This is a genomic window from Streptomyces boetiae, from assembly GCF_031845405.1.
GTDB lineage: Bacteria > Actinomycetota > Actinomycetes > Streptomycetales > Streptomycetaceae > Streptomyces > Streptomyces boetiae.
Genome location: NZ_JAVREN010000053.1, coordinates 14,839 through 38,082 on the forward strand (window position 1 = coordinate 14,839; position 23,244 = coordinate 38,082).

Genomic DNA, 23,244 nt, shown 5'->3' on the forward strand with positions numbered 1-23,244 from the left:
GAATGGCACCGCGACCTGGCCCTCCCGGGCCGGGTCGTACAGGTGGAGGCGGCGCGTAGTGGTGGAGGGGTCGATGACTCAGGGGGCCGGCCAGGGACCGGACGTGTGGAGCGCCACACAGCCCGATCTGTACACGCCCACCCTCCCCGACCTGCCCCAGATCGACGGCACGGGCCCGCTCTACGTCGTCGGAGACGTCCACGGGTACCTGGAGGAGCTGCGCGCGGCGCTGCGCGAGGCGGGCCTGACCGATGCGGAGGACCGCTGGGCCGCGGGGGACACCCGGCTGTGGTTCCTGGGGGACTTCACCGACCGCGGGCCGGACGGCATCGGCGTCATCGACCTGGTGATGCGGCTCTCCGCCGAGGCGGCTGCGGCCGGCGGCTACTGCAAGGCCCTGCTGGGCAACCACGAGCTGCTGCTCATCGGCGCCAGCCGCTTCGGAGACGCCCCGGTGGACTCGGCGGCCGGCACCGCCTCGTTCCAGGCCGCCTGGCTGCTCAACGGCGGCCAGCGCACGGACATGGAGCGGCTGCGCGATCACCACATCCAGTGGATGTCGCGCCTGGACTCGATGGCCCTGGCGGACGGGCACCTGCTGCTGCACTCCGACACCACCGCCTACCTCGACTACGGCTCCACCGTCGAGGACGTCAACGACGCGATCTGGCAGGCCCTCCAGCGCAACGACGTCGAGGAGACCTGGGACCTGTTCCGGAAGTTCACCAAGCGCTTCGCCTTCCGCGACGAGACGAACGGCCCGCTCGCCGTCCGCGAGCTGCTCGACACCTACGGCGGACAGCGGGTCGTTCACGGCCACAGCCCGATCCCCTACCTCACCGGGGAGAACGGCCAGGGCGGGGCCGACGCGGAGGGCGCGGCCGGCGAGGCGGCGGAGCCCGTGGTCCGGATCGCGGGCCCGCACGTGTACGCCGACTCCCTGGCCATCGCGATGGACGGCGGCGTGACCATGGCCGGCAAGCTCCTGGTCGCCCGCCTCCCCCTGGGCGCGTAGTCCGCGGCCCGGGCCCGCGAGGCGCCCCGCGGGAGCGTTCAGGCATATGTTCCCGGTAATTCCCTGTCCCGCGCGGCCGTTGCGGCTTACTATCGGTTGTCCCCTTCCCTCAGGCCCTGGGGACGCACATGAGCGCTGACGGTTTGCCACCCGAGGACCAGGCCGACGTCCACCGGCTGCTCGACGACGCGCTCCGCACCGCCCGCCTCACCACGGGCGCGGACGACGCCGAGATCGCGCGGCTGCGCGAGCTGGCCCTGACCGCCCTTCCCGACCTCGCCTCCGCCGCCGAGGCGGAGCACGAACGCCTGTCGCGCCTGCGGCAGCAGCTCCCCGGCCGCGCCGACTCCCGCCCGGCCGCCCCGACCGCCGCGTCCGCCGCCGGCGTCGCCACCGCCTTCTTCGCGCTGGTCCCCGTCCTGGCCGCCGTCGCCGCCCTCGTCTTCCTCCTGCTGGGCTACGCCCTCGGCCTGGCCGAGCCGGAGCCCGCGCTGGCCGAGCCGATGCGCGGCGTCGGCTGGGTCTTCGCCGGCCTCGCCGGCGCCGGCCTGCTGGCCGCCGTGGCCGGCCTGGTCGTCACCGCCGCCCGCAACAAGGCCCCCGCCGCCCCGCCCCTGGCCGAGGAGGTGGCCCGCGCCCGCGAGGACTGGCTCCGCGCCCTCCACGACCGCGGCATCGCCCCCTTCCTGCGCCTGCACGCCACCCGCCTCCCCCACCCGCGGCACCCCCACCCGCACCACCACAACCCGAGGTTCACCAGCCCCCACTTCACCAGCCCGCGGTTCGGCAGCCCCGCCGACCACGGCCGGGGGAGCGGAAGCGGACCCGAGGCTACGTCCCCGCCAGCATCCGCTCGATGACCCGCGCCACGCCGTCCTCCTCGTTCGAGGCGGTGTGGCGGCGGGTGGCGGCCAGCACCACGGGGTGGGAGTTGCCCATCGCCCAGGCCGTGCCCGCCCAGTGCAGCATCTCCAGGTCGTTGGGCATGTCCCCGAAGGCGACGACCTCCTCCCGGGAGATGCCCAGGAGGCGGCAACGCCGGGCCAGCGTGCTGGCCTTGCTGACCCCCGGCCCGCTGACCTCCAGCAGCGCCGTGGGGCTGGACCGGGTGAACTCCCCGTACTCCCCGGCCACTTCACGCCCCAGCGCCAGGAACGCGTCGGGGTCCAGCTCCGGATGGAACGCCAGCAGCTTCAGCACCGGCTCGTCCGCGTACGCCGGGGGCGGCCCCAGCAGCTTCTCCACCGAGGCCACCTCGGTCACCGGATCCCGCAGCATCGGCGGATACCGCGGCTCGTGGTGCACGCCCAGGGTGCGCTCCACCGCGAAGCTCACCCCCGGCGCCGCCAGCCGCAGCGCGCGGACGGCCGCCAGGGCGTTGGGCCGCGGCAGCTCCCTGGCCTCCACCAGCCGCTGCCCGCCGTCCCGCAGGTCCACCAGCGCCGCGCCGTTGTCGCAGATCGCCATCCCGTGCCCGTGCACGTGCGCGCTCACCGCGTCCATCCACCGCACCGGCCGCCCGGTCACGAAGACGACCGCGATCCCCGCCTCCTCCGCCGCGGCCAGCGCCGCCACCGTGCGCGGGGAGACCGTCCCGTCCCGGCGCAGCAGCGTGCCGTCCAGGTCCGTGGCGATCAGCCGCGGGCGCGGCGGCGGACCCGGCCGGGGGCTCGGCGGCGTGCGCGGAAGTTCCGGGGACACGGTCGTTCAGCATATGCGTGCGAACGCGGCACGGGGATGCCCCGGAACGCCCTACGCTGCTCCCCATGGCTGACACCGACGTTCCCCGCCTGCGCTTGTCCACCGTGATCCTCCCGGTCCACCGCTGGGCGGACGGCGGCAGAAGCACATGGCAGCGCGCGGAGGAGCTCGGGTTCCACGCCGCGTACACCTACGACCACCTCTCGTGGCGCAACTTCCGCGACCGCCCCTGGTACGGCGCCATCCCGACGCTCACGGCCGCCGCCGCCGTCACCGAACGCCTGCGCCTGGGCACGCTGGTCACCTCCCCCAACTTCCGCCACCCCGTCGCCCTGGCCAAGGAGCTGATCACGCTCGACGAGATCTCGGGCGGCCGGGTCACGCTCGGGATCGGCTCCGGCGGCACCGGCTTCGACGCCACCGCGCTCGGCCACGACGCGTGGGCCCCGCGGGAACGGGCCGACCGCTTCGCGGAGTTCCTGCGCCTGCTCGACCTGCTGCTGACCGAGGGCGGCACCGCCGGCGTCTCCTACCAGGGGGACTTCTACTCGGCCCGCGAGGTGCGCAACATCCCCGGTTGCGTGCAACGCCCGCGGCTGCCCTTCGCGGTGGCGGGCACCGGCCGGCGGGGCATGCGGCTGGCCGCTCGGCACGGGCAGGCGTGGGTCACCACCGGCGAGCCGGCGGCGGCCGGGCGCGGGGCCGAGGGCCCCGACGGCTTCTGGGCGGTGCTGGCCCGGCAGGTGGACCGGCTGGACGCGGTGTGCGACGAGACCGGCCGGGAGCCGGAGAGCCTGACCCGCGTGCTGCTCGACTTCGAGCCCCTGACCTCGGTGGCGGCCTTCGTGGACCACGCGGGCCGGTGCGCGGAGCTGGGGTTCACCGAGATCGTTCTCCACTGGCCGGTCCCGGAGTCCCAGTTCGCCGCCGACCTGCGGGTCTTCGAGGAGATCGCCACCGAGGGACTCACCCAGGTGAACAGGTGAACCATGAATGAAGAGACCACAAGAGGGACCTGACGTTCAGATGTAGGGGTGGTCCCCCGCCCGCGGGGGCCACTAGCGTCGGGACATGAGCCTCCTCAGCAAAGCAGCGCGCCCCCTGATGACCCGGATCGACCAGCGCCTGGACCGCAAGCTGCGCAAGGAGCTGGGCAGTACCCGGGAGGAGCTGCGCCGCCTCAAGGACCAGCAGCACACGACCGAGCTGCTGCTGGGCAGCGACGGCCGCCGCTTCAACCGCCACCCCAGCCCGGCCCAGCTGAACGCCGTGGCGCAGCAGGTCGCGGAGGTCACCGGCGAGCGCCACGCCCGCCGGGCCGTGGTGCAGGCGTACCGGACGCTGGTGGACGTGGAGAACCGCGGCGTGGGCCGGATCGCGGGCGGCACCTCCAACATCCTGGGCAAGCTGGCCACCACCCCGCTGCTGAGCCCGCCGAACGGCGAGGTGCTGGAGATCGGCACGCTCTACGGCCTCTTCATCGGCGGCCTGGCCCGCCAGATGCTGCGGGCCGGCATCCCGTACCAGCTCACGATCGTGGACCCCATCGCGCCGGTGCAGCTCCAGGAGGAGATGGAGATCACCGTGGACGCCTCGGGCACGCCGATCAGCGAGGAGATCGTCCGCGCCAACCTGCACTACGCGGGCGTCCCCGCCGACCGCGTCCGGCTGCTGCGCGGCTACTCCACGGACCAGGAGATCCACGCCAAGCTCGCGGGGGAGAAGTTCGGCGTCATCATCGTCGACGGCGACCACTCGGCGGCGGGCGTGCGGGCCGACCTGGAGTGGGTCGAGGAGCTGGCCGCCCCCGGCGCGATCGTGGTGATCGACGACTACGACGACCGCGTGTGGCCGGGCGTCAAGGAGGCCACGGACGAGCACCTGGCCAACGGAACGACCCGCCTGACCAAGCTCGGCAAGGTGACCACGAGCGCCTTCCTCCGCGCCGAGTAGCCCACGCCGGTCCCCGCGCCGGTCCCCGCCCAGGAGGAGGCGCGGCTACGACGCGAGGAGGGGGTGGGTCGTTCCCAGGGTGGGGATTCCCCTAAGGGAGCGGCGCCGATTGACCGACCCCAGGCGGACGCGGCCGGCCCGCGCCCGCCACTACCGTCGTGGACGTGACCGCGACCGACAGTACGACCGCACGCACGGCCGCCGGGGCGGCCGGCGCGGCCCCCCGGAGCGTGATCAGGGCCGAGGGCCTCACCAAGCGGTACCCCAAGGTGACCGCGCTGGCCGGGCTGACCCTCGACATCGGGCCCGGCGTGACCGGCCTGGTGGGCGCCAACGGCGCCGGCAAGTCCACCCTGATCAAGATCCTGCTGGGCCTGGCCCCCGCCACCGAGGGCACCGCCTCCGTCCTGGGCCTGAACTCCGCCCGGGAGGGCGGCGCCATCCGCGAGCAGGTCGGGTACATGCCCGAGCACGACTGCCTGCCGCCCGACGTCTCGGCCACCGAGTTCGTCGTGCACATGGCCCGGATGTCCGGCCTGCCCCGCCCGGCCGCCCGCGAGCGCACCGCCGACACGCTGCGCCACGTAGGGCTCCACGAGGAGCGGTACCGCCCCATGGGCGGCTACTCCACGGGCATGAAGCAGCGCGTGAAGCTGGCCCAGGCCCTCGTCCACGACCCCAAGCTGGTGCTCCTGGACGAGCCGACCAACGGCCTGGACCCGGCCGGCCGCGACGAGATGCTGGGCCTCATCCGCCGCATCCACACCGACTTCGGCATCTCCGTGCTGGTGACCTCGCACCTGCTGGGCGAGCTGGAGCGCACCAGCGACCACATCGTCGTCATCGACGGCGGCCGGCTGCTGCGTTCCCAGGCCACGGCCACCTTCACGCAGGCCACGGCCTCGGTGGCCGTGGAGGTCACCGACACCGACGCCCACCCCGACGGCACCCGGGCCCTGACCGAGGCCCTGGCGGCGCGCGGCCTGACGGCCGTCCCCGGCGGCGGCCACGTCCTGCACCTGGACGCCACCGACGAGTCCGTCTACGACGCGGTCCGCGACGCCATCGCCGACCTCGGCCTCGGCCTGGTCCGCATCGAACAACGCCGCCACCACATCGCCGAGGTCTTCCAGACCCGCGAGGAGGACCCCCGGTGAACGCCACCACCCCGCCCGCCGCCCAGGGCGCGGGCGCCCGCCCCGACGCCCGGATTCACGACATCGGCTACCGCCGCTACGCGGGCAAGCGCCTGGGCGCCTCCTACGCCCGCCGCTCCCTCTTCGTGCACTCGCTGCGCGGCGCGTACGGCCTGGGCCGCTCCGCCCGGAGCAAGGTCCTTCCGATGGGCCTGGCCGTGATCATGGCGGTCCCCGCCATCGTGATGGTCGCGGTCGCCGTCACCGTGGGCACCGACGAGCTGCCCATCGCGTACACCAGCTACGCGCTGTTCATGCAGCCGATCCTCGGCCTCTACATCGCCCTGGCCGCCCCGCAGATGGTCTCCCTCGACCTGCGGTTCAAGACGCTCCCGCTCTACTTCTCCCGCCCCATCGACCGCACCGACTACGTGGCGGCCAAGTTCGCCGCCCTGGTCGCCGCGCTCTTCCTCTTCATCGCGCTGCCGCTGACCATCTCCTACGCCGGCGGCCTCCTGGCGGAGCTGGGCTTCGCCGCCCAGACCGAGGACTACGCCCAGGGCCTGGTCGCCGCCGCGGTCTTCGCCGTCCTGCACGCCTCCGTCGCGCTGCTCGTCGCCTCGCTCACCCCGCGCCGCGGCTTCGGCGTGGCCGCGATCATCGCCGTGCTGAGCATCCCCTACTTCGCCGTCTCCGCCCTCCAGGCCGTGGCCTGGGAGCAGGGCAACGCGGACGCGGTCGGCTGGATCGGCCTCTTCTCGCCCGGCTCCCTGATGGACGGCCTCCAGGCCGCGTTCCTGGGCGGGCAGACCGAGTTCCCCGGCAACACCGCACCCTCCGGCGCGGAGACCCCGCTCTACCTGCTGGTCACCGCGCTCCTCATCGTCCTCAGCGGCGCCCTGCTGATGCGCCGCTACCGGAAGGCGGCCTGAGCGATCATGACCACCCTGCACATCGCCGCCGCCTCCCGGTGGTACGGCAACGTCGTCGCCGTCAACGACGTCTCCATGGACATCGGCCCCGGCGTCACCGGCCTGCTGGGCCCCAACGGCGCCGGGAAGTCCACCCTCATCCACATGATGAGCGGCTTCCTCGCCCCCTCCTCCGGCACCGTCACTCTCGACGACCGCCCGATCTGGCGCAACGCCGAGGCGTACCGGCAGATCGGCCTCGTGCCCGAGCGCGAGGGCATGTACGACTACCTCTCGGGCCAGGAGTTCGTCCTCGCCAACGCCGAGCTGCACGGCCTGCCCGACCCCGGCGCCGCCGCCCGCGCCGCCCTGGCCACCGTCGAGATGGAGGACGCGGCCGACCGCCGCATCTCCACCTACTCCAAGGGCATGCGGCAGCGCGTGAAGATGGCCTCGGCCCTGGTGCACGAGCCCTCGGTGCTGCTGCTGGACGAGCCGTTCAACGGCATGGACCCCCGGCAGCGGATGCACCTGATGGACCTGCTGCGCAGGATGGGCGACGACGGCCGCACGGTGCTCTTCTCCTCCCACATCCTGGAGGAGGTCGAACAGCTCGCCACCCACATCGAGGTGATCGTCGCCGGGCGCCACGCCGCCTCGGGCGACTACCGCAGGATCCGGCGGCTGATGACCGACCGGCCCCACCGCTACCTCGTGCGTTCCAGCGACGACCGGACGCTGGCCGCCGCGCTGATCGCCGACCCCTCCACCAGCGGCATCGAGTTCGACGCGGGGGAGGAGGCGCTGATCGTCCAGGCCGTGGACTTCGGCCGGTTCACCACCCGGCTCCCCGTCCTGGCCCGCGACGCCGGGGTCAGGCTCCTGACCGTCTCGCCCTCCGACGAGTCGCTGGAGAGCGTCTTCTCCTACCTCGTCAGCGCCTGACCGGCCCGCCCCTCTCCGAGAAGCCCGAGGTTTCCGCGATGTCCTCCCTGACCTCCGCCGTCTACCACCCCACCGTGGCCCGGCTCACCTACCGCGCCCTGCTGGGCCGCCGCCGGTCGCTGATCCTGCTCGCGCTGCCCGTCCTGCTGCTGATCATCGCGGTCGCGGTGCGCGCGCTCGGCGGCGCGGACGACGACGCCGCGACCGAGATCCTGGGCGGCTTCGCGCTGGCCTCGATGGTGCCGCTGATCGGCGTCATCGCCGGGACCGGCGCGATCGCGCCCGAGATCGACGACGGCTCGATCGTCTACCTGCTGTCCAAGCCCCTGAGCCGGCGCACCATCGTGCTCACCAAGCTGCTGGTCTCCATCTCGGTGACCATCGCGTTCACCACGCTGCCGATCCTGCTGGCCGGCATGATCCTCAACGGCAACGGCGAGCGCATCGCCAGCGCCTTCACCGTGGCCGCCGCCGTGGCCTCGGTCGCCTACAGCGCGATCTTCCTGCTGCTGGGCACGGTCTCGCGCAACGCCGTCGTCTTCGGCCTCATCTACGCCCTCGTCTGGGAGGCCCTCTTCGGCAGCCTGGTCTCCGGCGCCCGCGCCCTCTCCGTCCAGCAGTGGTCCCTCTCCCTGGCCGAACGCGTGGCGGCCGACGGCGCCGACATCACTTCGGAGGTCTCCCTCCCCACCGGCCTGACCCTCCTCGCCGTGGCCACCATCCTGGGCACCTGGTACGCGGGGGAGCGCCTGCGTTCCCTCAAGGCGGCGGCTGAGGGCTGACCCCTGGCGGGGGGCCGGGGACCTTGGCCTCGGCCGCCCCCGCGTCCGCCCTGCGCGCCCGCGCGGGAAGCCCGGGCTGCGCCCCCGGCCCCGGCTCCCGGCCTCGGCCGACCGGGCCGCGCCCTTGGCCCCGCCCCGCCCCGGCCCGGCCTCGGCCGCCCGGCCCGCCGGGGCGCTTCGCCCCTCGCCCCGCCGCCCGCCCTGCGCGCCCGCGCGGCGAGCCGGAGTCACCGCCCGCCCGGCCGCGGCGGCCCCACCGGGCCCCCGCCCTCCGCCTCCGCCGTCCGGGGCCGCGCCTCCCGGGCCCGCCCCGGCGTCACGCGGCCCGCAGGGCAACTCGTTCCGCCGTCCGGGTGACCGCCCCCGGCCGGACGCAGGCCGTCGTTCCTGGCCGCCCGCAGGGCACCGCGCCGCCCCGCCACGCGGAATCCCGCAGCCGCCGTTACGGTGAAAAGGAAGGCGCCCCCCACCCCCGCGCGGCAACGAAAGAAGCGGCGGCATGAACGACTTCCTCATCAACACCACCACCGCGGGAATCCAGAGCAACCCCTCCGTGGCCGCCCTCGGCACGAGCCTCTATTTCGTCGTCTGGAGCGACACCAGCGACGCCGCCATCAAGGGCCGCCTCTTCCGCACCGACGGCACCCCCGCCACCGGCGAATTCCCCGTCAGCGAGCCCGACCCGGCCGCCCCCAACACCCTCAGGGAGCAGCCCGTCATCGCCGCCAACCCCCTGACCGGCGCCTTCGTGGCCTGGGTCGAAAGACCATCGAGCATTCCCGGCCCCCGCCCCCACGTGAAGATGCGCCGCTTCGACCGCGACGGCCACCCCCTCGGCGGCGTCGAGCAGATCAGCAGCGCCGACATCGACCCCGAAAGCGGCCCCGCCGTCACCCACCTCATCGACGCCGGTTTCCTGGTCGCCTGGGTGAACGCCGCCCCCGACCGCCGCATCCTCGCCCGCCGTTACGCCTTCGACGGCACCCCCCAGGGCCCGGAATTCCCGGTCAGCGCGACCACCGGATTCCACACCGGCCCCTTCGCCGCCCGCCTGGACGGCAATTGCGTGATCGGCTGGCGCAGCGACCCCAGCCTCCTGGCCGGCGGCGCGATCACCCTGCGCGTGCTGACCTTCGACGGCGCCGCCGTCACCGGCGAGACCGTCCCCCGCCTGAGCGGCTTCGCCGGCGGAGGCAAGGCCGTGGCCGCCCTGCCGAACGAGCAGTTCGTCATCGCCCACGAGCGCGTCAGCCCCGACCGGTCCCGCACCAGCGTGGAGACCAACGTCCTGGCCAAGGACGGCGACCTCGCCGAGCCCGGCGTCCCCGCCTGCTCCGGCCCCGGCCTCAGTTGCACCGACCCCGCCCTCGCCCCCCTCGCCGGAAGCTGCTTCCTGGCCGCGTGGGTCCAGAAGGACGCCGCCACGGGCGAGGGCCACGCGGTGATGGCCAAGGTGATCTCCACCACCCACGGCTCCCTGGACGCCCCGATGCAGCTCAGCGCCCAGGACCCCGGCGAGCGCTTCGACGTCGCCGCGGCCACCGTCCCCGACCCGGCGGCCGGCCAGAGCGCGTTCATCGCCTGGACCGACCTGTCCGCGACCGACACCGGCCCGTGCGTCCGCGGTCGCGTCCTCCGCATCCCCGACGAGGGCCCCCCGGCCTGAACGCCCGCCCCCGCCACGGTCGTTCAGCCCTCGCGCCCCTCCGCCTCCCACGAGTACGCGAACGTGTAGGCCACCTTCTCCTCCCCCTGCCGGTGCACGAAACGGCCGCTGCCGCGCAGCCCCGCCAGCTCCCCGGTCCCCGACCCCGGCACCACCTCGAAGGAACAGCGCACCGACCCGTCCGGCTCGAAGCTGCCGCGCTCCTCCAGGACGAACGCCCCCTCCCGCCCGTTCAGCCGCCCGGCCACCCGCTCCAGGCCGGTGAAGGCCCCGGTCGTCTCCGACAGGTAGGCGATCGCGTACAGGCATCGCGTGTCCGCCGCCTCGATCCCGCCGGAGAAGTGGTTCGTCACCGTGGCCCGCGCCAGCCGAGGCGTGACGCCGTCCGCCCCCTCCGAACCGAGCGCGCGGTCTCCTCCCACCCCTCGAAGGTGAAGTGCCCGCCGGTCTCCGTCATCGTCCCCATGCCCGTGCCTTTCTCTGTCTTTCCGCTCGTTCCGTCCGTGCGTGACCACCCTCGCCGATGCTCTTCGGCGCCGCCGCCGGCGCCCGCGCCCTGGCCGAGGCCCCGCCCCCGGGCCCCGACGGCTGGAGCACCTGCCGCCTCCCCGTCGAATCCGAGCCCATCGCCGTGGCCGACCTCCTCCGCCTCGGCACCGAGGCCGAGGTCACCGGCCCCGAACCCCTCCGCGCCGCCCTCGCCCGCACCACGGCGAACTCGCCCGCCGCTACGCCAACGCAACGTACGATGAAGGGACTTGAGCGAGCGGGGGGATACGCATGCGCAACCGGCGGCGCTGGGCGGGACGTTGCCTCATGGCCCTGGTGGCGGGAACGCTGCTCGCGACGGCCGCCGCACCGGCGAACGCCGACCCCGCCGCCCGCCCCACCGCCCCCGACCGCGCGGACCGCGCCGACCGCGCCGACCGCCTCGACCCCGCCGCCCTGCGCACCACCCTCGCCGCCGTCCACGAGGCCGGCATCCACGGCACCTACGCCGCCGCGACCCGGGGCGAGGACCGCTGGCGCGGCGCGGCCGGCGTGGCCGACACCCGCACCGGCCGCCCCGTCACGCCCGGGATGGTGCACCGGGTGGGCTCCGTCACCAAGACGTTCACCGCCGTCGCCGTGCTCCGCCTGGCCGAGACCGGCCGCATCGGCCTGGACGATCCCGTCGCCCGCCACCTCCCCGCGCTGGAGGCCCAGGGCCTGGACCCGGCCGTCACCATCCGCATGCTGCTGAACCACACCAGCGGCATCGCCGACTACGACGACCTCCTCTACCCCACCGTGGAGAGCGTCGCGGAGTACCGCCACCGCCGGTTCGCCCCCGAGGAGCTGGTCCGCATCGGCCTCTCAGCCCCGCCCCCGGGCGCGCCCGGCGAGCGCCACTCCTACGCGAACACCAATTACATCCTCGCCGGCCTCCTGCTGGAGCGCGTCACCGGAACGACCGCCGAGGCGTTCATCACCCGCCACGTCATCCGCCCCGCCGGCCTGCGCCACACCACCCTCCCGGTCTCGGCCGCGATCCCGGGCCCCAACGCCCGACTCTACGAGGGGCTTTACGGCCTGCTCGACCCGCCGCTCGACGTCACCGTCTACGACCCCTCCTACGTCTGGACCGCCGGGGCGCTGCTCTCCACCATGGAGGACCTCACCCGCTTCTACGACGCCCTCTTCGACGGCGAACTCCTCACCCCGGCCTCCCTGGACGCGATGCTGAGCACCGTCCCCATCGAGACCCCCGACGGCCAGGTCCTCGGCGCCTACGGCCTGGGCATCTACCCGGTCGGGCTGCCCTGCGGCACGTTCTGGGGCCACGACGGCCGGGTGTGGGGCTCGGGCACCCAGGTCTTCGCCGCCCCGGACGGCGAGCGCCAGGCCGCGATCGGCGTCACGCAGCAGGGCTACCAGTCCGTGGACGAGTCCACCGGCGCCCTCGAACCGCACCCCGCCGACGAGGCCATCGCCCTCCACCTCATCGGCGCCCTCTGCGGCTGACCGCGCCCGCCGGCCCTTCCGCCAACGGCGCTCACCGCTTCACCCGCGCCCGCACCGCCAGCACCGCCAGCCCCAGCAGCACCGGCTCCACCAGCCGCGACCCCATCTCGGTGTACGTCCCCGCCGTCGTCAGCTCCTGCCCCGAGGACCGGAACACCACCGAGTTGATCACGACCCGCAACGCCCGCTCCGCCCGCTCCCCGGTCAGCCGTTCCCCCAGCCCGCCCCGGGGATTGACCGGCGGCGGCGTGTCCGAGGTCAGCGCGACCTCCCCGTCCGCCCCGACCCGCCCCGCGAACTCCGGCCGAGGCGACTCCGCGGGCAGCCCCCACAGCGCCATCACCAGCACGGTCGCCGCCATCGCCGCCACCAGCCAGGCCAGCGCCCGCAAGGCCCGCAGCCCGTACCCCGACAGCGCCCAGTACGCCGTCAGCAGCCACCGCTCCACGGCAGGCGTCCCCTCCCGGTCGTGCCGCCGCATCTCGCACTCGCCGTAGTAGAAGGCCGCCGCCCCCGGCTCGTTCTTCCCGTCCTCCAGCGCCTTCCGCAGATGCCGGTACGTCGCCGCAATGGCCGCGGGCCCCGGCACCAGCTCCCGCGGCGGCCCGGAGTCCCGTCCGGGCCACTGCCCCCGCAACGCCCGCCAGTCGCGTTCCTCCGCCAGCACCCGCCGCCGCGTCCGCCACCCCGGGGGCGCGCGCCAGAACGTGATCCGTCCCTCCAGCCGTATCTGGTCCAGATGGAACGCCCCGCCGAACACGCACTCGCTCACGTCCGTCCCCGCCAGCACCAGCATCGCCGCGTCCACGCCGCTCACCGACAGCACGCGGACGCCGGGATCCTCCCCGGCGAGCAACTCCTCCGACAGCGGACGCCCGCCCTGCTCGAACGGCGTCGGATGCGCGATCACGGCCACGGGCGCGTTGAGCACCGCGTCCCGCAAGTCGATCGACGCGCGCCGCAGCCGCAGCGTGGCCGTGTTCTCCCACCGGGTCCGCCTGCACACGACGCGCCCGCCCGCGATCTCTATCGTCACCGGCACGTCGAACACCGCACCGTCCAGGCGCGTTTCCCCGCCGCAGGTGAACGGTCCCAGCTCGGGCGCGGTGTGAAACCTTGCCTCGTCGAACGTAGCGCTTCCCACGAAGGTCGCCCCGTCGAACGGGGCCCGCCCCTGGAAGGCGGCCCCGGAGAACGTTCCCGCTGCCCCGAACCGCGCTGCGGAGAAGGACACTTCGCCGCCGAAGCCGACCGAGGAGAAGTCGGCCCGGGCGGCGAACGAGGCTTCGTCGAACAGCGTGAGCCCCGAGAAGGCCCCGTGGGAGAAGGAGACTTCGCCCGCGAAGTCCGCCTTCACGAAGATCGCCTCCCCGAACCGCACACGCTCAAAGGAGGCGTCGCGGGAGAATGTGGCGCGCAGGAAGTTCGCGTCTCTCTTCAACCCCGCTCTGCCGAAGTCGACCCGTCCCCCAAACGCCGCGTCCGCGAACGACACCAGGCCTTCGAAGTCCGCCCCCCGGAACTCGACGTCCCCCGCGAAGGACGCCTTCTCAAAGAGCGCCAGCCCCGAGAAGCGCGCCTCGCGGAATGACACCCCACCCGCGAAGCGCGCGCCCTTGAAGTCCAGCGCGCCCCCGAAACGCACCCACGAGAAGTCCGTGTCCTCCACGAACTCCGCGCCCGCGAAGCGCGCGGTAACGAACTCCGGTCTCTCGGACGGCTCTTGGCGCAGCACGGCCAGCACCTCCCGCAGCATCTCGGCCGTGAACCTCGTCCCCCGGCAATCGATCTGCCCACGACCCCTCATGACGGCGACCCGCATGCTCCGCTCCGCCGCGCCCACATGCGCCAGGCACGCCGTCCACCCCTCCGCCACCACCCCCCGGCACCCCACCGGATCACCCGCCGGGTCGGCCCCCCGCCCGCAGTGCGGCCACGGCGGCGGCTCCGGCACGGGACGGGGCTCGGGCGCGGGTCCGGGAGAGGCCATGCGCCCAGCATCTCGCATGCGACCGCGCCCCATTCGTAGGAACCTGACCCCATGGACCTCAGCAACCCCAGCCCCAAGGTCGGCCTAGGCCTGCCCCCCGCCGACCCCGCCACCCTCCTCGACTGGGCCCGCCGCGCCGACGCCGGACCGCTGAGCACCCTCGGCCTCCTGGACCGCCTGGTCCACGACAACCCCGAACCCCTGGTCACCCTCGCCGCGATCGCCGCCGTCACCACCCGCATCCGGGTCCAGACCGAGGTGCTGCTCGCCCCGCTGCGGGGTACCGCCGTGCTCGCCAAGCAGGCCGCCACGCTCGACCGCCTGGCCCCCGGCCGCTTCACCCTCGGCGTGGGCATCGGCTCCCGCGAGGACGACTACGCGGCGGCCGGCGTGGACGCGCGCCGCCGGGGCCGCCTGATGGACGAGCAACTGGACGGCCTGCGCCGCATCTGGCGCGGCGAGTCCGAACACCCCATCGGCCCGCCCCCGGCCACACCCGGCGGCCCCGAAATCCTGGTCGGCGGCTTCGCGCCCGCCGCCTTCGCCCGCATGGCCCGCTGGGGCGACGGCTTCCTCGCCTCCGCCCACGCCCCCGGCCACGTCGAACGCCTCTTCCGCCAGGCCCGCGAAGCCTGGCAAGCCGCCGAACGCCCCGGCACCCCCCGCCTCGTCGCCCAGGCCAACGCGGCCCTCGGCCCCCCGACCACCGTCAACGAGGCCCGCGCCGCCATCCGCCACTACTACGCCTTCACCGGCACCGCCGACCGCATCGCGAACGACCTCCTCACCACCCCCCAGCAAGTCCGCGAAACAGCCGCCCACTTCCACTCCCTGGGCGCCGACGAAACCATCTTCTACTGCTGGTCCCCCGACCCCTCCCAGCCGGACCGCTTCGCGGAGGCGACGCTGTGACACCGGGCCTGCCGCCCCGCCTCAACTGCCGTTGCGAGTCTCCCCGTCGGGGGTGCGGAAGCAGGCGGACTGGGTCCAGATTTCCAGTTGGGGGTTGTCTCCGTTCCTTCCGGTCAGCCAGACATCCACGGCATACTCCAGATCCCGGTTGACGAACAGCAGATGAGGCGTCTGGTCCTGATTGTTCTCTACCTCATCGACACGGAGCTCCCAGCCATCTTCCTGTTCCATACGATCCCGAAGATTGTTGAACCCCCGCTCCAGCGTCTCTGCGGCGGTGTCGTAGATGGTCCAAGGGTGCCGCATCACGTAGAGCGTCTCGTCGTGTGCGTCGGATTCGCAGTTCGATACAACGGGGCCCGGCTCGGTGGTCCGCCCTTCGATGCCTGTCCACTCGTAAAGGCGACTGGACAGATCCCGTGCCTCCGAGCGTGCGTTGTCGACAGCCTTCACCGTGGGGGTGTTATCGCCCGGTGGCTCCTGCTCCTGCACGTCACTGCACCCCGCAGTCAATGCCAGCGCGACTGCCACGCCACTCACGAGCGTGTGCTTCCAACGGATAGTCCTCATTCCGTTACCATCAAATCTGTTCTCTCGGTGATGACCAGAGCCTGATTCCTCAGACTTCGCGAGCCGAGAACCCAGTAGTCACTGTGATTGAGCGAATCGGTCGGAACGATATTCGCGCCGAAGGATTCCATGGACGGCACTCTCGGTCCCAGAAATGGAGCGCCCGCCAGTGGGACGATATCGCCGATGTTCGGCCAATCGATGGATGGCGCGTTGAAGTCGAGGATCGGACCGAAGGGCGTTCGGTCGTATTCGATCATGTCACTGGTATCCACGGAAAGGGACGGGTCGGCGAACACGGGACCTGCCATGGCCCACACGTGTTCACCCCCGACCCCGAGGTCCTCGGCACTGTCCACCAGCATGCCCGGGCTCCCCGCTACGAGGATGTCATCGGCGATGGCCCCGTCCCCCACCTGTGTGGCGGCTCCGATCACCGTACTTCCGTAGCTGTGCCCGACCAATGTGGTGTGGCCCGTGTCCCCATCCCGGGCCGCTTGAAGGCCGCCGGTGAAATCGCGAAGCACCGGGGCGGCGTCGCGGGCATAGGATTCTTGCGCCGCGTCCGGAAGCAGGAGATCGCCGGCCGAGAAGGGATTCGCATTATCCGGGGCGTCGTAGCCAACCCACGCGATGGTCGAGACCTCCTCTCCGGGAGAAACGCTGTGGGAATCGAGCCACATGTCCCTCGCGCGGTTGATCTCCGTCCCCGCCGAAGCCAGCCCCGCCCCCGTCCCCGGGACGTATACCGCCGTATGGTCGGCCGTGTCCGGGTTTCCGTTCGCCAGGATGAAACGCCCCTCCTCATCGTCCACGCCGATCCCCAGCAGAAACGCCTCCGGGCGGCCGTCCTGGCCGGCGGTGTCGAGGTGCTCCTGCACGAGGCCCATACCTTCCAACTGCCGTTGGAGATGGTCACGTCGCGCCGCCAGCTCTTCCTCCTCCTGCCGGAGCGGCGCGAGTTCGTGCCGGTTCCACATCGCCTCCTCCTGGCGAGCGGCGTTGCGAGCCAGTTCGGCGTCGAGACGGGCGACTTCCCGGTCGAGCCTCGCCTCCTCCATCCGCAGGACCGCACGGTTCGCCTGGTCGCGCGCCTCGGCCGGAAGGCCGTCGAGGGCGCCGACTTCGGCCGGGAAGAGGGCGATCACGCTCGCCTGTTCCTCGCGCGAGAGGCCGTCCCACCAGGAGCGGTTGTCCGCCGGCGTACCGTCCTCGGGAATCAGGGAGTCCGGCGCAGCCCCGGAAGCCCCGACGACCGCCTCGGCATCCGCCTGTGCATCCAACCAGGTGGCATCGGAGACCGTCAGCGTCTCCCGGGTGGTCAACTCGCCCAGCGCGGCGGCGATCTGCTCGTCGCACTCACCGGCCTGGGCCAGCAGCCTCCCGATCCGGTTGGCGAGGAGCTGCGCCGCCTCACCATGGGGGCCGCGGGCGCCCGTGAACACGCCGCCCAGATAGTCCGGCAACGGAGAGGGCCGGGCCGTCCCCGCCTCGAAGGACTCGGCCGAACCAGACCCGGAGCCGCCGGGCAGCAAGGGCAGCGGAAGCTCATTCCCGCCCCCCTCAGCAGCGGGGTAACTGACGCTCCCGTCGTCCCCCACCTGGTACCCCGCCGCCTCCGCCTCGCCGAGCGCGCTGCGCAGCTCGCGCTTGAGCTCGGCCATCCGGTCGGCGAGCGACTCCAGCGTCGTGGCCACCAGCGCACACTGCTGGCGGGCATACTCGCAGTTGTCCGAGATGAGGCGGAGGCGGTCGCGGGCGGTGTCCACGGTCTCACCCGAAGAGTCCGCCAACGGCGCGAGGAACGCCTGACCGATGAAGTCCCGGGAGTCCTCGGCGTCGCGGCCGGCCCGGTGCCAGCCACTCGCGACGGAGTTGATCCATTCGACGGGAACATCCTGGAGCTGCGTGACCGTCAGCATCAGTCGCCGCCGCTGCCGGGCATGCGAGCCTCAGCGGCCCCGATCGCACCCCGGATGCCGTCCTCGGTGGCCACCAGCATCCCGGCCGCTGTGCCCAGTGCCTCGCCCATGGTCACGCACTCCTGGCGGACCGCGCCCAACCGGGCCTCCCAACTCCGGGAGACCCGTTCGAGTCTGCTCAGCGAGGTCAGCCCCGCCGAGGTCGCCACGGCCCCGGCGCCCTCTCCGCGAACTCCCGACAGCGCGCTGTCCAGGTTCCGCACCAGGCGTTCGCTCCTGCGCGCGAGCTGTTCCAGCATGTCCGTATCGACATCCAGGTCGGCCCAGCCCGCGCCCTCGGCCCCAGCCGCCATCGCCCCACCCCCTGTGCCCTTTGAGCCGCCAACTCCGGTCACACGCGGCCACCGCCGCACTGCGCCAGGCTAGCAACGCACGGCCCCCGGGCCATGAGTACTCCTACTCATGGCCCACAGCACGAAAAGAGGGACACGCTGTCCCTCTTTCCGCCCTCCGGTGCTCCATAGAGTGACGGCCTGTCACTCTAAAACGCCCCTCCGCCGAACCCTGTGGATAACTTCTCCCTTAGATGGTCAAGTTGACCCTCTAAGATCCCCGCAGGTCACAGCGCCTCCGAGCCCCCCTCTGCGCCCCTTGTGGATAACCCCCTGTGGATGACCGGGATGCCCCTCACCCCGACCGGCGCGGCAGCCGGTGAGGCCGGTACCGGATCTCCTTCACGTCGCTCGCGATGTCCGCGAGCTGCCTGCTCATCGCCGCCATGATCCGCTCCGTGTTCTCCACCCGCCGCTCGACGGCGCCCACCCGGTGCTCCACGGCGTCCATCCGGTGCTCGACGCATTCCAGCCGCGTGCTCATCCGGTGCAGCACCGGCCCCAGCTCGCGCAACGCCGGGCCGACCTCCGCCATCGCCGACTCCAGGTTCCGCACACGCGGCTCCAACGCCCCGCCGCGCGCCGCCTCCTCCACCTCCAGCAAGTACCTCCGCACCTCCCGCGCCACCTCGCTGTCCCGCAGCAACATCGCGATGTTGAGGACCGTCCGGCGGGTGTAGAGCGTGAGGTTCGCCGGGGGCTGTGGATAACTTCCCGGATAGAGGGACAAGATGTCCCTCTTAAAACGTTGCAGGTCAGCGCCCCTGAGGACCACCAGGCCGTTCACCGCCAGCTCCTTGCGATGCCGCTGGGTCACCTTGCTCACGATGTCCCTGTGGACAACGAAGTACGCCGCCACCATCTCCGTCGTCACGTGCAGCCCATCCGGCAGCACCGCCAGCGCCTTCACCCGGTCCAGCGCATCCGTGCGCGACGCCAGAGTCCCGCGCAGCGTCCGCGACTCGCACAGCACCTTCTCGTCGTCCATCCGCCTCACGCCCCCCGCCGTGCCCGGAAAGCCCAGCGCGGGCCACCCCGATGCGCCGGCCGGATCAACCGCGTCGCCCACAGAACCGTCTCCGCGCGCAGCGCGAAGTGCTCGCCGCTGGTGAATTCCAGCCGCCGCCCCCCACGCGGCAGCGCCACCATGTCCCGCACGGTGAACAGTTGGCCCCCCACGAGGATCTGGTCACCACACCGCACCGTCTTCGCGTCCACCGTCACCGGCACCGCAACGGCCGCCGCCCCCTCCTCACGCATCCCGGCCCGCCACCTCGCGCACGATCTGGTGCAGCATCCGGGCCTCCACGAACGGCCGCTCCAGCGTCGGCCGCGCGAACCAGAACAGCGGCCACGTGTCCCCCGACAGCGCCGGAACGCCCATCCACGTCACCGTGTCAACGGGCGGCGCCGCGTAGACCTGCGCCAGCGACGGCCAGCCGTAGGAGGCCACCGTCCCGGGCGGCAGCACGAAGTACAGCCACCGCTCACCGAGCAACTCCCCGATCACCGGGCCCGGTTCGCCGTCACAGCGCGCGGCCAGCTCCGTGGCGACCTCGTGGCCGGACTCGCCCGCCACCCGCACCGCGTCGAAGAAGGTCCCGGTCTGCCGGAGGGAACACCCGAGGTCTCAACCGCGTCCAGATCCAGGTGATGCCGAGCGACCGCGAGGAACACGTCGGACTGCACGGCTACTTGACCCTGCTGACCACCAGGGAGCACCGCCTGGTGGCCTACATCGAGCACCAGGCTGGCACCCAGCTCATCTCCGACCGGAAGCGGGTGGCCCTGCTCGCCGAGCGGTATGGCATCCTGCGGGCGCAGGCCCTCTCCCCGCTGGAGTCGGCAGAGTTGATCGAGAAGATCGCGGGAGCACTGTGAACAGCAGCGAACTATCCTGGTTCAAGAGCAGCTACAGCCTTGGCGACGGCGGCGACTGCGTCGAAGTCGCCTACGACTGGCGGAAGTCGAGCTACAGCGCCGGGGACGGCGGCGACTGCGTCGAGGTCGCCCCCTGCCCCCACGCCATACACGTCCGCGACTCCAAGGACGTTACCCGCCCCTCCTTCGCGGCCACCCCCGCCGCCTGGACCGCCTTCCTCTCCTACGCCCGCCGCTGACCGCCCCGACCCGCCGGTATGCACATCCTGTGCACAACCTGTGGATAACTCCCCGCCCCCGCCGTGGACTTGCTCACCCGGCGGGGCGCGTCAGCCCAGCTCGTAGTCGAACCACACCCGGTGCGTGCCGTCCGCATCCACCGCCATCCCCCCGGAGCCGGTGATCCCGGCCAGCTCCCCGGTCCCGCTCGACGGCACGACGACGAAGAACTCGGCGGTGCGGTCGCTGCCGGAAGTCGTCGCGGAGTGGGCGTAGTTGAACGTCCCGCTCCGGCCGTTCAGCGAGCCCTCGAAGGACTCCATGGCCACGTACGTGCCCACGCCGCTCGCCTGGTCGAAGGCGGCGGTGAACAGCGTCGTCGAACGGCCGATCACCTCGCCCTCGTAACGCTTCTCCATCGTCGCCAGCCCCACCGGGGTCCCGGTGGTGACGGCCCCCGCGGAAGCGGGGGCCGGCGTCGGCTCGGCGGGCGTGAACGCGTGGACGGTGAAGATCCCGGAAGCTCTCATGGCGCCGATGGTACGGGCGGGACCTCGCCGGGCAGCGGAGCCTTGCGGGCGATCATGTGCGCGTGCGGCGTCTTCTCGTGCGGCCCCCAGGTCGTCGGCTCCGGCCTGCGCACCAGGCTCGCCCGGACCTCGAACCCGGCCTCCTCCAACTGCCCTTCCAGCCGCTCCGGATCCATCCGGTGGAAGTCCAGATCCACGGCCTCCCCGAAGGCCGCGTCGAAGTGCACGTGCCCGTCCCCGACTTGGAACGCCAGCAGCAGATGCCCACCCGGCGCCAGCGCCCGGTGGAACCCGGCCAGCACCTCGGGCCGCAGCTCCGGCGGGATGTGAATCAGCGAGTACCAGGCGACCAGCCCGCCCAGACTCCCGTCCTCCACCCCCAGCTCCGTCATCGACCCCACGTCGTACCGAACCCCGGGATGCTCCCGCCGCGCCAGCGCCACCATCGCGGGCGACAGATCGATCCCCCGCACATCCACCCCCAGCCCGTGCAGATACGCGGCCACCTGCCCCGGCCCGGCCCCCATCTCCACCACCGGCCCGCGCACGAACTCCGCGAACGCCATCAACATCCCCCGCGCCAGCGGCCGTTCCCCCAACTCGTCCCGGGCGATCTCCCCATACACCTCGGCAACGGCGTCATACGACTCCCGCGTGGCCCGCAAAAACCCAGCCTCATCCATGCCCCGATTCTCACCGACGCCCGTCCCCCGAGGGGCGGCTCACACGGTCACCCCGCCCGTCCAGGCACGAACGGTGTACGTGCCGTCGTCACTGCGCACGGACGCCTGCCGGACGCGTTCCGCCCACTCGGGCGGCCACCGGGTGGAGTCGTCCCAGCGGATGCCGTCCAGGGGCACGTCCCTGCTCATCGGGGCGCCCCGCAGGTCGGCGCCCCGGAACTCGTGGACGGCTCGGCGCAGTTGCGACAGGGCGGGGGACAGGAGCCTGACCGCCGTTCGCGCTTGCCCGGCTGCGGCCGACCGGCCGGCCCCGTCGGACCAGCTCCCCTGCGCGATGCGACGCATGTCCTCGATCGTCTCGATGGCCTCCGAGAGCCGTCGGCCCAGGCCCGGCAGCAGGAACCAGTAGGGCAGGACCTTCCGCTGGGCCTTTTCGAGATACGCGAGCACCCGGCCCGCCTCCTGTTCGGCGAACCCCGGGCTCCCGGGCCGGAAGGCTGCGAAATCGCGTGCCAGGTCGCGTGCGCGTTTCACAGCCAGCCAGGCCGCGAGCAAGTCGCCCCGTGCGGCCAGGCGAATCCCGGCGTCGGGCGCGCCAGGCGCCTCGGACGCGCCGCGTGCGAGGGCAATGCCGAAGGCCGCGTGCGCCTGGTGCAGCAGCGCATCGAGGTCCGCGTCCTCCGCCGTTTCCGGGTCCGCTCGTGCGTCCGGCTGCGGGGGACGCGCCTCCCGGGCCAGGGCGGCGCCGAAGGCCGCGTGCGCCTCGCGGAGCAGGGCGTCCAGCGCGGCGTCGCCCCCCGTGCGTCGGTTCACGTGCGCTGCCTCCCTTCCTCCCGGTCCCACAGGCGTAGCCGCTCCTTGAGCTCTCCCCTCGCCCGGTGCAGGTTCTGGCGGACGGCCTCCGGCGCGATGTCGAGGACGCGGCCGATCTCCTCCGTCGTGAACCCGTCCAGACTCAGGGCCATCACCGCCCGCTGCTTGGGCGGAAGTTCACGCAGGAGGCCGATCACCTCGGCGTGCTCGGAGCGCAGCTCCGCCGCCGACTCGGGGGTCGGCCAGTCGCAGACGTCCGCGTCCTCCCGGACCAGCAGGTCGGGGCGCGGCTCCTCGGGGACGCGCGCGTCGCGCCGCAGCCAGGCCCGAAAGGCGACGGTCCGCAGCCACGCCCGGGGCGAGGCGACGTCCACCCACGTCCCGGGCGCGCACGCGGCGGCGAACGCCTCCTGCACGGCGTCCTCCGCCTCGCTGCGGGTCGCGCCCTGATAGGCCAGGAACCGCAGCAGCGGCACGTACTCGGCGCGGCACACGACGGCGATCGGGGACGTGCGTTGCCCCGTCACCGGCGTTCCGGACGGGTCCGCGTGACGCACACCCGGTGCCCGCCCGCCGTCTCCTCCAGCCCGGCCCCGGGCGGCAGCGCCCGCACCCGGGCCGTCATCCCCTCCGCCGCGATCTGCGCCACCCGCACTCGCGCCCGGATGGCCGCCACGCGCGTCACACAGCCCACCACCCCGCCGACCCCCGCCACGACGGCGGACACCAGGACCGGATCCACCACGGCCCCCTTCCCTCGAAACGACTCTGCCGCTTCCTAGTGGCCCGCACACCGAAATCCGTGACATGGCACGCCAGTTGGCGCTCAGGGACGGCCGAACATTCGCGTCCCGGCGGCCGTTTCCGCCCTGGCCGTGAAGTAGTCGGTGAACGCCCGCACGAACTCCTCCTCGGTGATGCGCCCGTCCCCGTCCGCGTCCAACTCGCGGAAGCCGTGGTTGAGTTCGGCGGGGTGGACGCGGGAGCCGCCGAACAGGGCGCGGTACTCGTCGGCGCACAGGTGGCCGCTGCCGTCGGCGTCCGCGGCGCGGAACATGGCGCGCACGGCCAGGTGCAGGCCATGCTCGAGGTAGCCGGGGTCCCGGTCCACGGCGGCGATCGTGGCGGCCACGAACTCGGCCCGGCCGACCGTTCCGTCCCGGTCGGTGTCCATGGTGGCGCTCAACTGCCGCCACCAGGCGTCGAACGCCTCGTACAC

General features: G+C 72.9%; 27 protein-coding genes and 2 pseudogenes. 14 read left to right on the forward strand and 15 right to left on the reverse strand.

Annotation, left to right across the window (positions count from 1 at the left end):
• The first annotated feature begins 73 nt into the window (after positions 1 to 73).
• Positions 74 to 1,015 (forward strand): metallophosphoesterase, encoded by a 942-nt coding sequence (locus tag RM780_RS24110; protein ID WP_311632989.1) that lies wholly within the window; start codon positions 74 to 76, stop codon positions 1,013 to 1,015.
• 128 nt (positions 1,016 to 1,143) lie between these two features.
• Entirely contained in the window at positions 1,144 to 1,875 is a 732-nt protein-coding gene (locus tag RM780_RS24115) for a hypothetical protein (RefSeq protein WP_311632990.1), read from the forward strand.
• Here RM780_RS24115 and RM780_RS24120 read toward each other — a convergent pair.
• Positions 1,847 to 2,716 (reverse strand): HAD family hydrolase, encoded by an 870-nt coding sequence (locus RM780_RS24120; RefSeq protein ID WP_311632991.1) that lies wholly within the window; start codon positions 2,714 to 2,716, stop codon positions 1,847 to 1,849. The two genes, RM780_RS24115 and RM780_RS24120, sit on opposite strands and share 29 nt — an antisense overlap.
• A 65-nt stretch (positions 2,717 to 2,781) precedes the next feature.
• On the opposite strand from RM780_RS24120, the gene RM780_RS24125 reads away from it, so the two are divergent.
• The 7 genes from RM780_RS24125 (at position 2,782) to RM780_RS24155 (ending at position 10,109) form a co-directional block, all read left to right on the forward strand.
• Positions 2,782 to 3,702 (forward strand): LLM class flavin-dependent oxidoreductase, encoded by a 921-nt coding sequence (locus tag RM780_RS24125; RefSeq protein WP_311632992.1) that lies wholly within the window; start codon positions 2,782 to 2,784, stop codon positions 3,700 to 3,702.
• Positions 3,703 to 3,787: 85 nt separating this feature from the next.
• Positions 3,788 to 4,669, forward strand: coding sequence for a class I SAM-dependent methyltransferase (locus RM780_RS24130; RefSeq protein ID WP_311632993.1), 882 nt, complete (start codon positions 3,788 to 3,790; stop codon positions 4,667 to 4,669).
• Positions 4,670 to 4,899: 230 nt separating this feature from the next.
• Positions 4,900 to 5,826, forward strand: coding sequence for an ABC transporter ATP-binding protein (locus tag RM780_RS24135; RefSeq protein WP_311633016.1), 927 nt, complete (start codon positions 4,900 to 4,902; stop codon positions 5,824 to 5,826).
• Positions 5,823 to 6,737 carry an ABC transporter permease subunit gene (locus RM780_RS24140; RefSeq protein WP_311632994.1) on the forward strand — a complete coding sequence of 305 codons (915 nt, stop codon included), beginning with the start codon at positions 5,823 to 5,825 and terminating at the stop codon, positions 6,735 to 6,737. Before RM780_RS24135 ends, RM780_RS24140 begins: the two co-directional genes overlap by 4 nt.
• Before the next feature lie 6 nt (positions 6,738 to 6,743).
• Positions 6,744 to 7,661, forward strand: a complete 918-nt coding sequence (locus tag RM780_RS24145; RefSeq protein ID WP_311632995.1) for an ABC transporter ATP-binding protein — start codon at positions 6,744 to 6,746, stop codon at positions 7,659 to 7,661.
• Positions 7,662 to 7,699: 38 nt separating this feature from the next.
• Positions 7,700 to 8,443, forward strand: a complete 744-nt coding sequence (locus RM780_RS24150; RefSeq protein WP_311632996.1) for an ABC transporter permease subunit — start codon at positions 7,700 to 7,702, stop codon at positions 8,441 to 8,443.
• A 499-nt stretch (positions 8,444 to 8,942) separates the two neighbouring features.
• Positions 8,943 to 10,109 (forward strand): hypothetical protein, encoded by a 1,167-nt coding sequence (locus tag RM780_RS24155; protein WP_311632997.1) that lies wholly within the window; start codon positions 8,943 to 8,945, stop codon positions 10,107 to 10,109.
• A gap of 23 nt (positions 10,110 to 10,132) precedes the next feature.
• Here RM780_RS24155 and RM780_RS24160 read toward each other — a convergent pair whose 3' ends face one another.
• Positions 10,133 to 10,531: a DUF3224 domain-containing protein gene (locus RM780_RS24160; protein ID WP_311632998.1), complete on the reverse strand. Its 399-nt coding sequence runs from the start codon at positions 10,529 to 10,531 to the stop codon at positions 10,133 to 10,135.
• Positions 10,532 to 10,632: 101 nt separating this feature from the next.
• On the opposite strand from RM780_RS24160, the pseudogene RM780_RS27990 reads away from it, so the two are divergent.
• Positions 10,633 to 10,761: pseudogene (locus RM780_RS27990) on the forward strand (transcriptional regulator); the annotation flags it as partial.
• Between the two features lie 164 nt (positions 10,762 to 10,925).
• Complete coding sequence (locus RM780_RS24170; RefSeq protein WP_311632999.1) at positions 10,926 to 12,113, forward strand: serine hydrolase domain-containing protein; 1,188 nt, start codon at positions 10,926 to 10,928, stop codon at positions 12,111 to 12,113.
• Between the two features lie 31 nt (positions 12,114 to 12,144).
• Here RM780_RS24170 and RM780_RS24175 read toward each other — a convergent pair whose 3' ends face one another.
• A complete protein-coding gene (locus RM780_RS24175) occupies positions 12,145 to 13,869 on the reverse strand; it encodes a pentapeptide repeat-containing protein (RefSeq protein ID WP_311633000.1) in 1,725 nt (574 codons plus the stop codon).
• A 285-nt stretch (positions 13,870 to 14,154) separates the two neighbouring features.
• Between RM780_RS24175 and RM780_RS24180 the strand changes: the two genes are divergently transcribed.
• Positions 14,155 to 15,015, forward strand: coding sequence for an LLM class flavin-dependent oxidoreductase (locus RM780_RS24180; protein WP_311633001.1), 861 nt, complete (start codon positions 14,155 to 14,157; stop codon positions 15,013 to 15,015).
• Between the two features lie 21 nt (positions 15,016 to 15,036).
• On the opposite strand, the gene RM780_RS24185 is transcribed toward RM780_RS24180, so the two are convergent.
• From RM780_RS24185 to RM780_RS24210, 6 genes are all read right to left on the reverse strand, one after another.
• Positions 15,037 to 15,546: a hypothetical protein gene (locus tag RM780_RS24185; RefSeq protein ID WP_311633002.1), complete on the reverse strand. Its 510-nt coding sequence runs from the start codon at positions 15,544 to 15,546 to the stop codon at positions 15,037 to 15,039.
• Between the two features lie 35 nt (positions 15,547 to 15,581).
• Entirely contained in the window at positions 15,582 to 17,507 is a 1,926-nt protein-coding gene (locus RM780_RS24190; protein ID WP_311633003.1) for an alpha/beta hydrolase, read from the reverse strand.
• Positions 17,507 to 17,860, reverse strand: coding sequence for a type VII secretion target (locus tag RM780_RS24195; RefSeq protein WP_311633004.1), 354 nt, complete (start codon positions 17,858 to 17,860; stop codon positions 17,507 to 17,509). Before RM780_RS24195 ends, RM780_RS24190 begins: the two co-directional genes overlap by 1 nt.
• 334 nt (positions 17,861 to 18,194) lie before the next feature.
• The gene (locus RM780_RS24200; RefSeq protein ID WP_311633005.1) at positions 18,195 to 18,887 is read right to left on the reverse strand and encodes a hypothetical protein; all 693 of its coding nucleotides are present in this window, start codon (positions 18,885 to 18,887) and stop codon (positions 18,195 to 18,197) included.
• 5 nt (positions 18,888 to 18,892) lie between these two features.
• Complete coding sequence (locus RM780_RS24205) at positions 18,893 to 19,159, reverse strand: hypothetical protein (protein WP_311633006.1); 267 nt, start codon at positions 19,157 to 19,159, stop codon at positions 18,893 to 18,895.
• Positions 19,152 to 19,478, reverse strand: coding sequence for a hypothetical protein (locus RM780_RS24210; protein ID WP_311633007.1), 327 nt, complete (start codon positions 19,476 to 19,478; stop codon positions 19,152 to 19,154). Before RM780_RS24210 ends, RM780_RS24205 begins: the two co-directional genes overlap by 8 nt.
• Before the next feature lie 62 nt (positions 19,479 to 19,540).
• Between RM780_RS24210 and RM780_RS24215 the strand changes: the two are divergent.
• Both RM780_RS24215 and RM780_RS24220 read left to right on the forward strand, forming a co-directional pair.
• A pseudogene (locus RM780_RS24215) lies at positions 19,541 to 19,780 on the forward strand (Scr1 family TA system antitoxin-like transcriptional regulator); the annotation flags it as partial.
• Complete coding sequence (locus RM780_RS24220) at positions 19,777 to 20,019, forward strand: DUF397 domain-containing protein (protein ID WP_311633008.1); 243 nt, start codon at positions 19,777 to 19,779, stop codon at positions 20,017 to 20,019. The pseudogene RM780_RS24215 and the gene RM780_RS24220, both read left to right, overlap by 4 nt.
• A gap of 90 nt (positions 20,020 to 20,109) precedes the next feature.
• Here RM780_RS24220 and RM780_RS24225 read toward each other — a convergent pair whose 3' ends face one another.
• From RM780_RS24225 to RM780_RS24250, 6 genes are all read right to left on the reverse strand, one after another.
• Positions 20,110 to 20,529, reverse strand: coding sequence for a DUF3224 domain-containing protein (locus tag RM780_RS24225; RefSeq protein WP_311633009.1), 420 nt, complete (start codon positions 20,527 to 20,529; stop codon positions 20,110 to 20,112).
• Complete coding sequence (locus tag RM780_RS24230) at positions 20,526 to 21,212, reverse strand: class I SAM-dependent DNA methyltransferase (RefSeq protein ID WP_311633010.1); 687 nt, start codon at positions 21,210 to 21,212, stop codon at positions 20,526 to 20,528. Before RM780_RS24230 ends, RM780_RS24225 begins: the two co-directional genes overlap by 4 nt.
• Positions 21,213 to 21,251: 39 nt before the next feature.
• Entirely contained in the window at positions 21,252 to 22,025 is a 774-nt protein-coding gene (locus tag RM780_RS24235; RefSeq protein ID WP_311633011.1) for a hypothetical protein, read from the reverse strand.
• Entirely contained in the window at positions 22,022 to 22,552 is a 531-nt protein-coding gene (locus RM780_RS24240; protein WP_311633012.1) for an RNA polymerase sigma factor, read from the reverse strand. Before RM780_RS24240 ends, RM780_RS24235 begins: the two co-directional genes overlap by 4 nt.
• Positions 22,549 to 22,770, reverse strand: coding sequence for a hypothetical protein (locus RM780_RS24245; protein ID WP_311633013.1), 222 nt, complete (start codon positions 22,768 to 22,770; stop codon positions 22,549 to 22,551). The genes RM780_RS24240 and RM780_RS24245 overlap by 4 nt, the downstream gene beginning before the upstream one ends.
• Before the next feature lie 81 nt (positions 22,771 to 22,851).
• A partial coding sequence (locus RM780_RS24250; RefSeq protein ID WP_311633014.1) for an EF-hand domain-containing protein occupies positions 22,852 to 23,244 on the reverse strand: 393 nt, incomplete at its 5' end.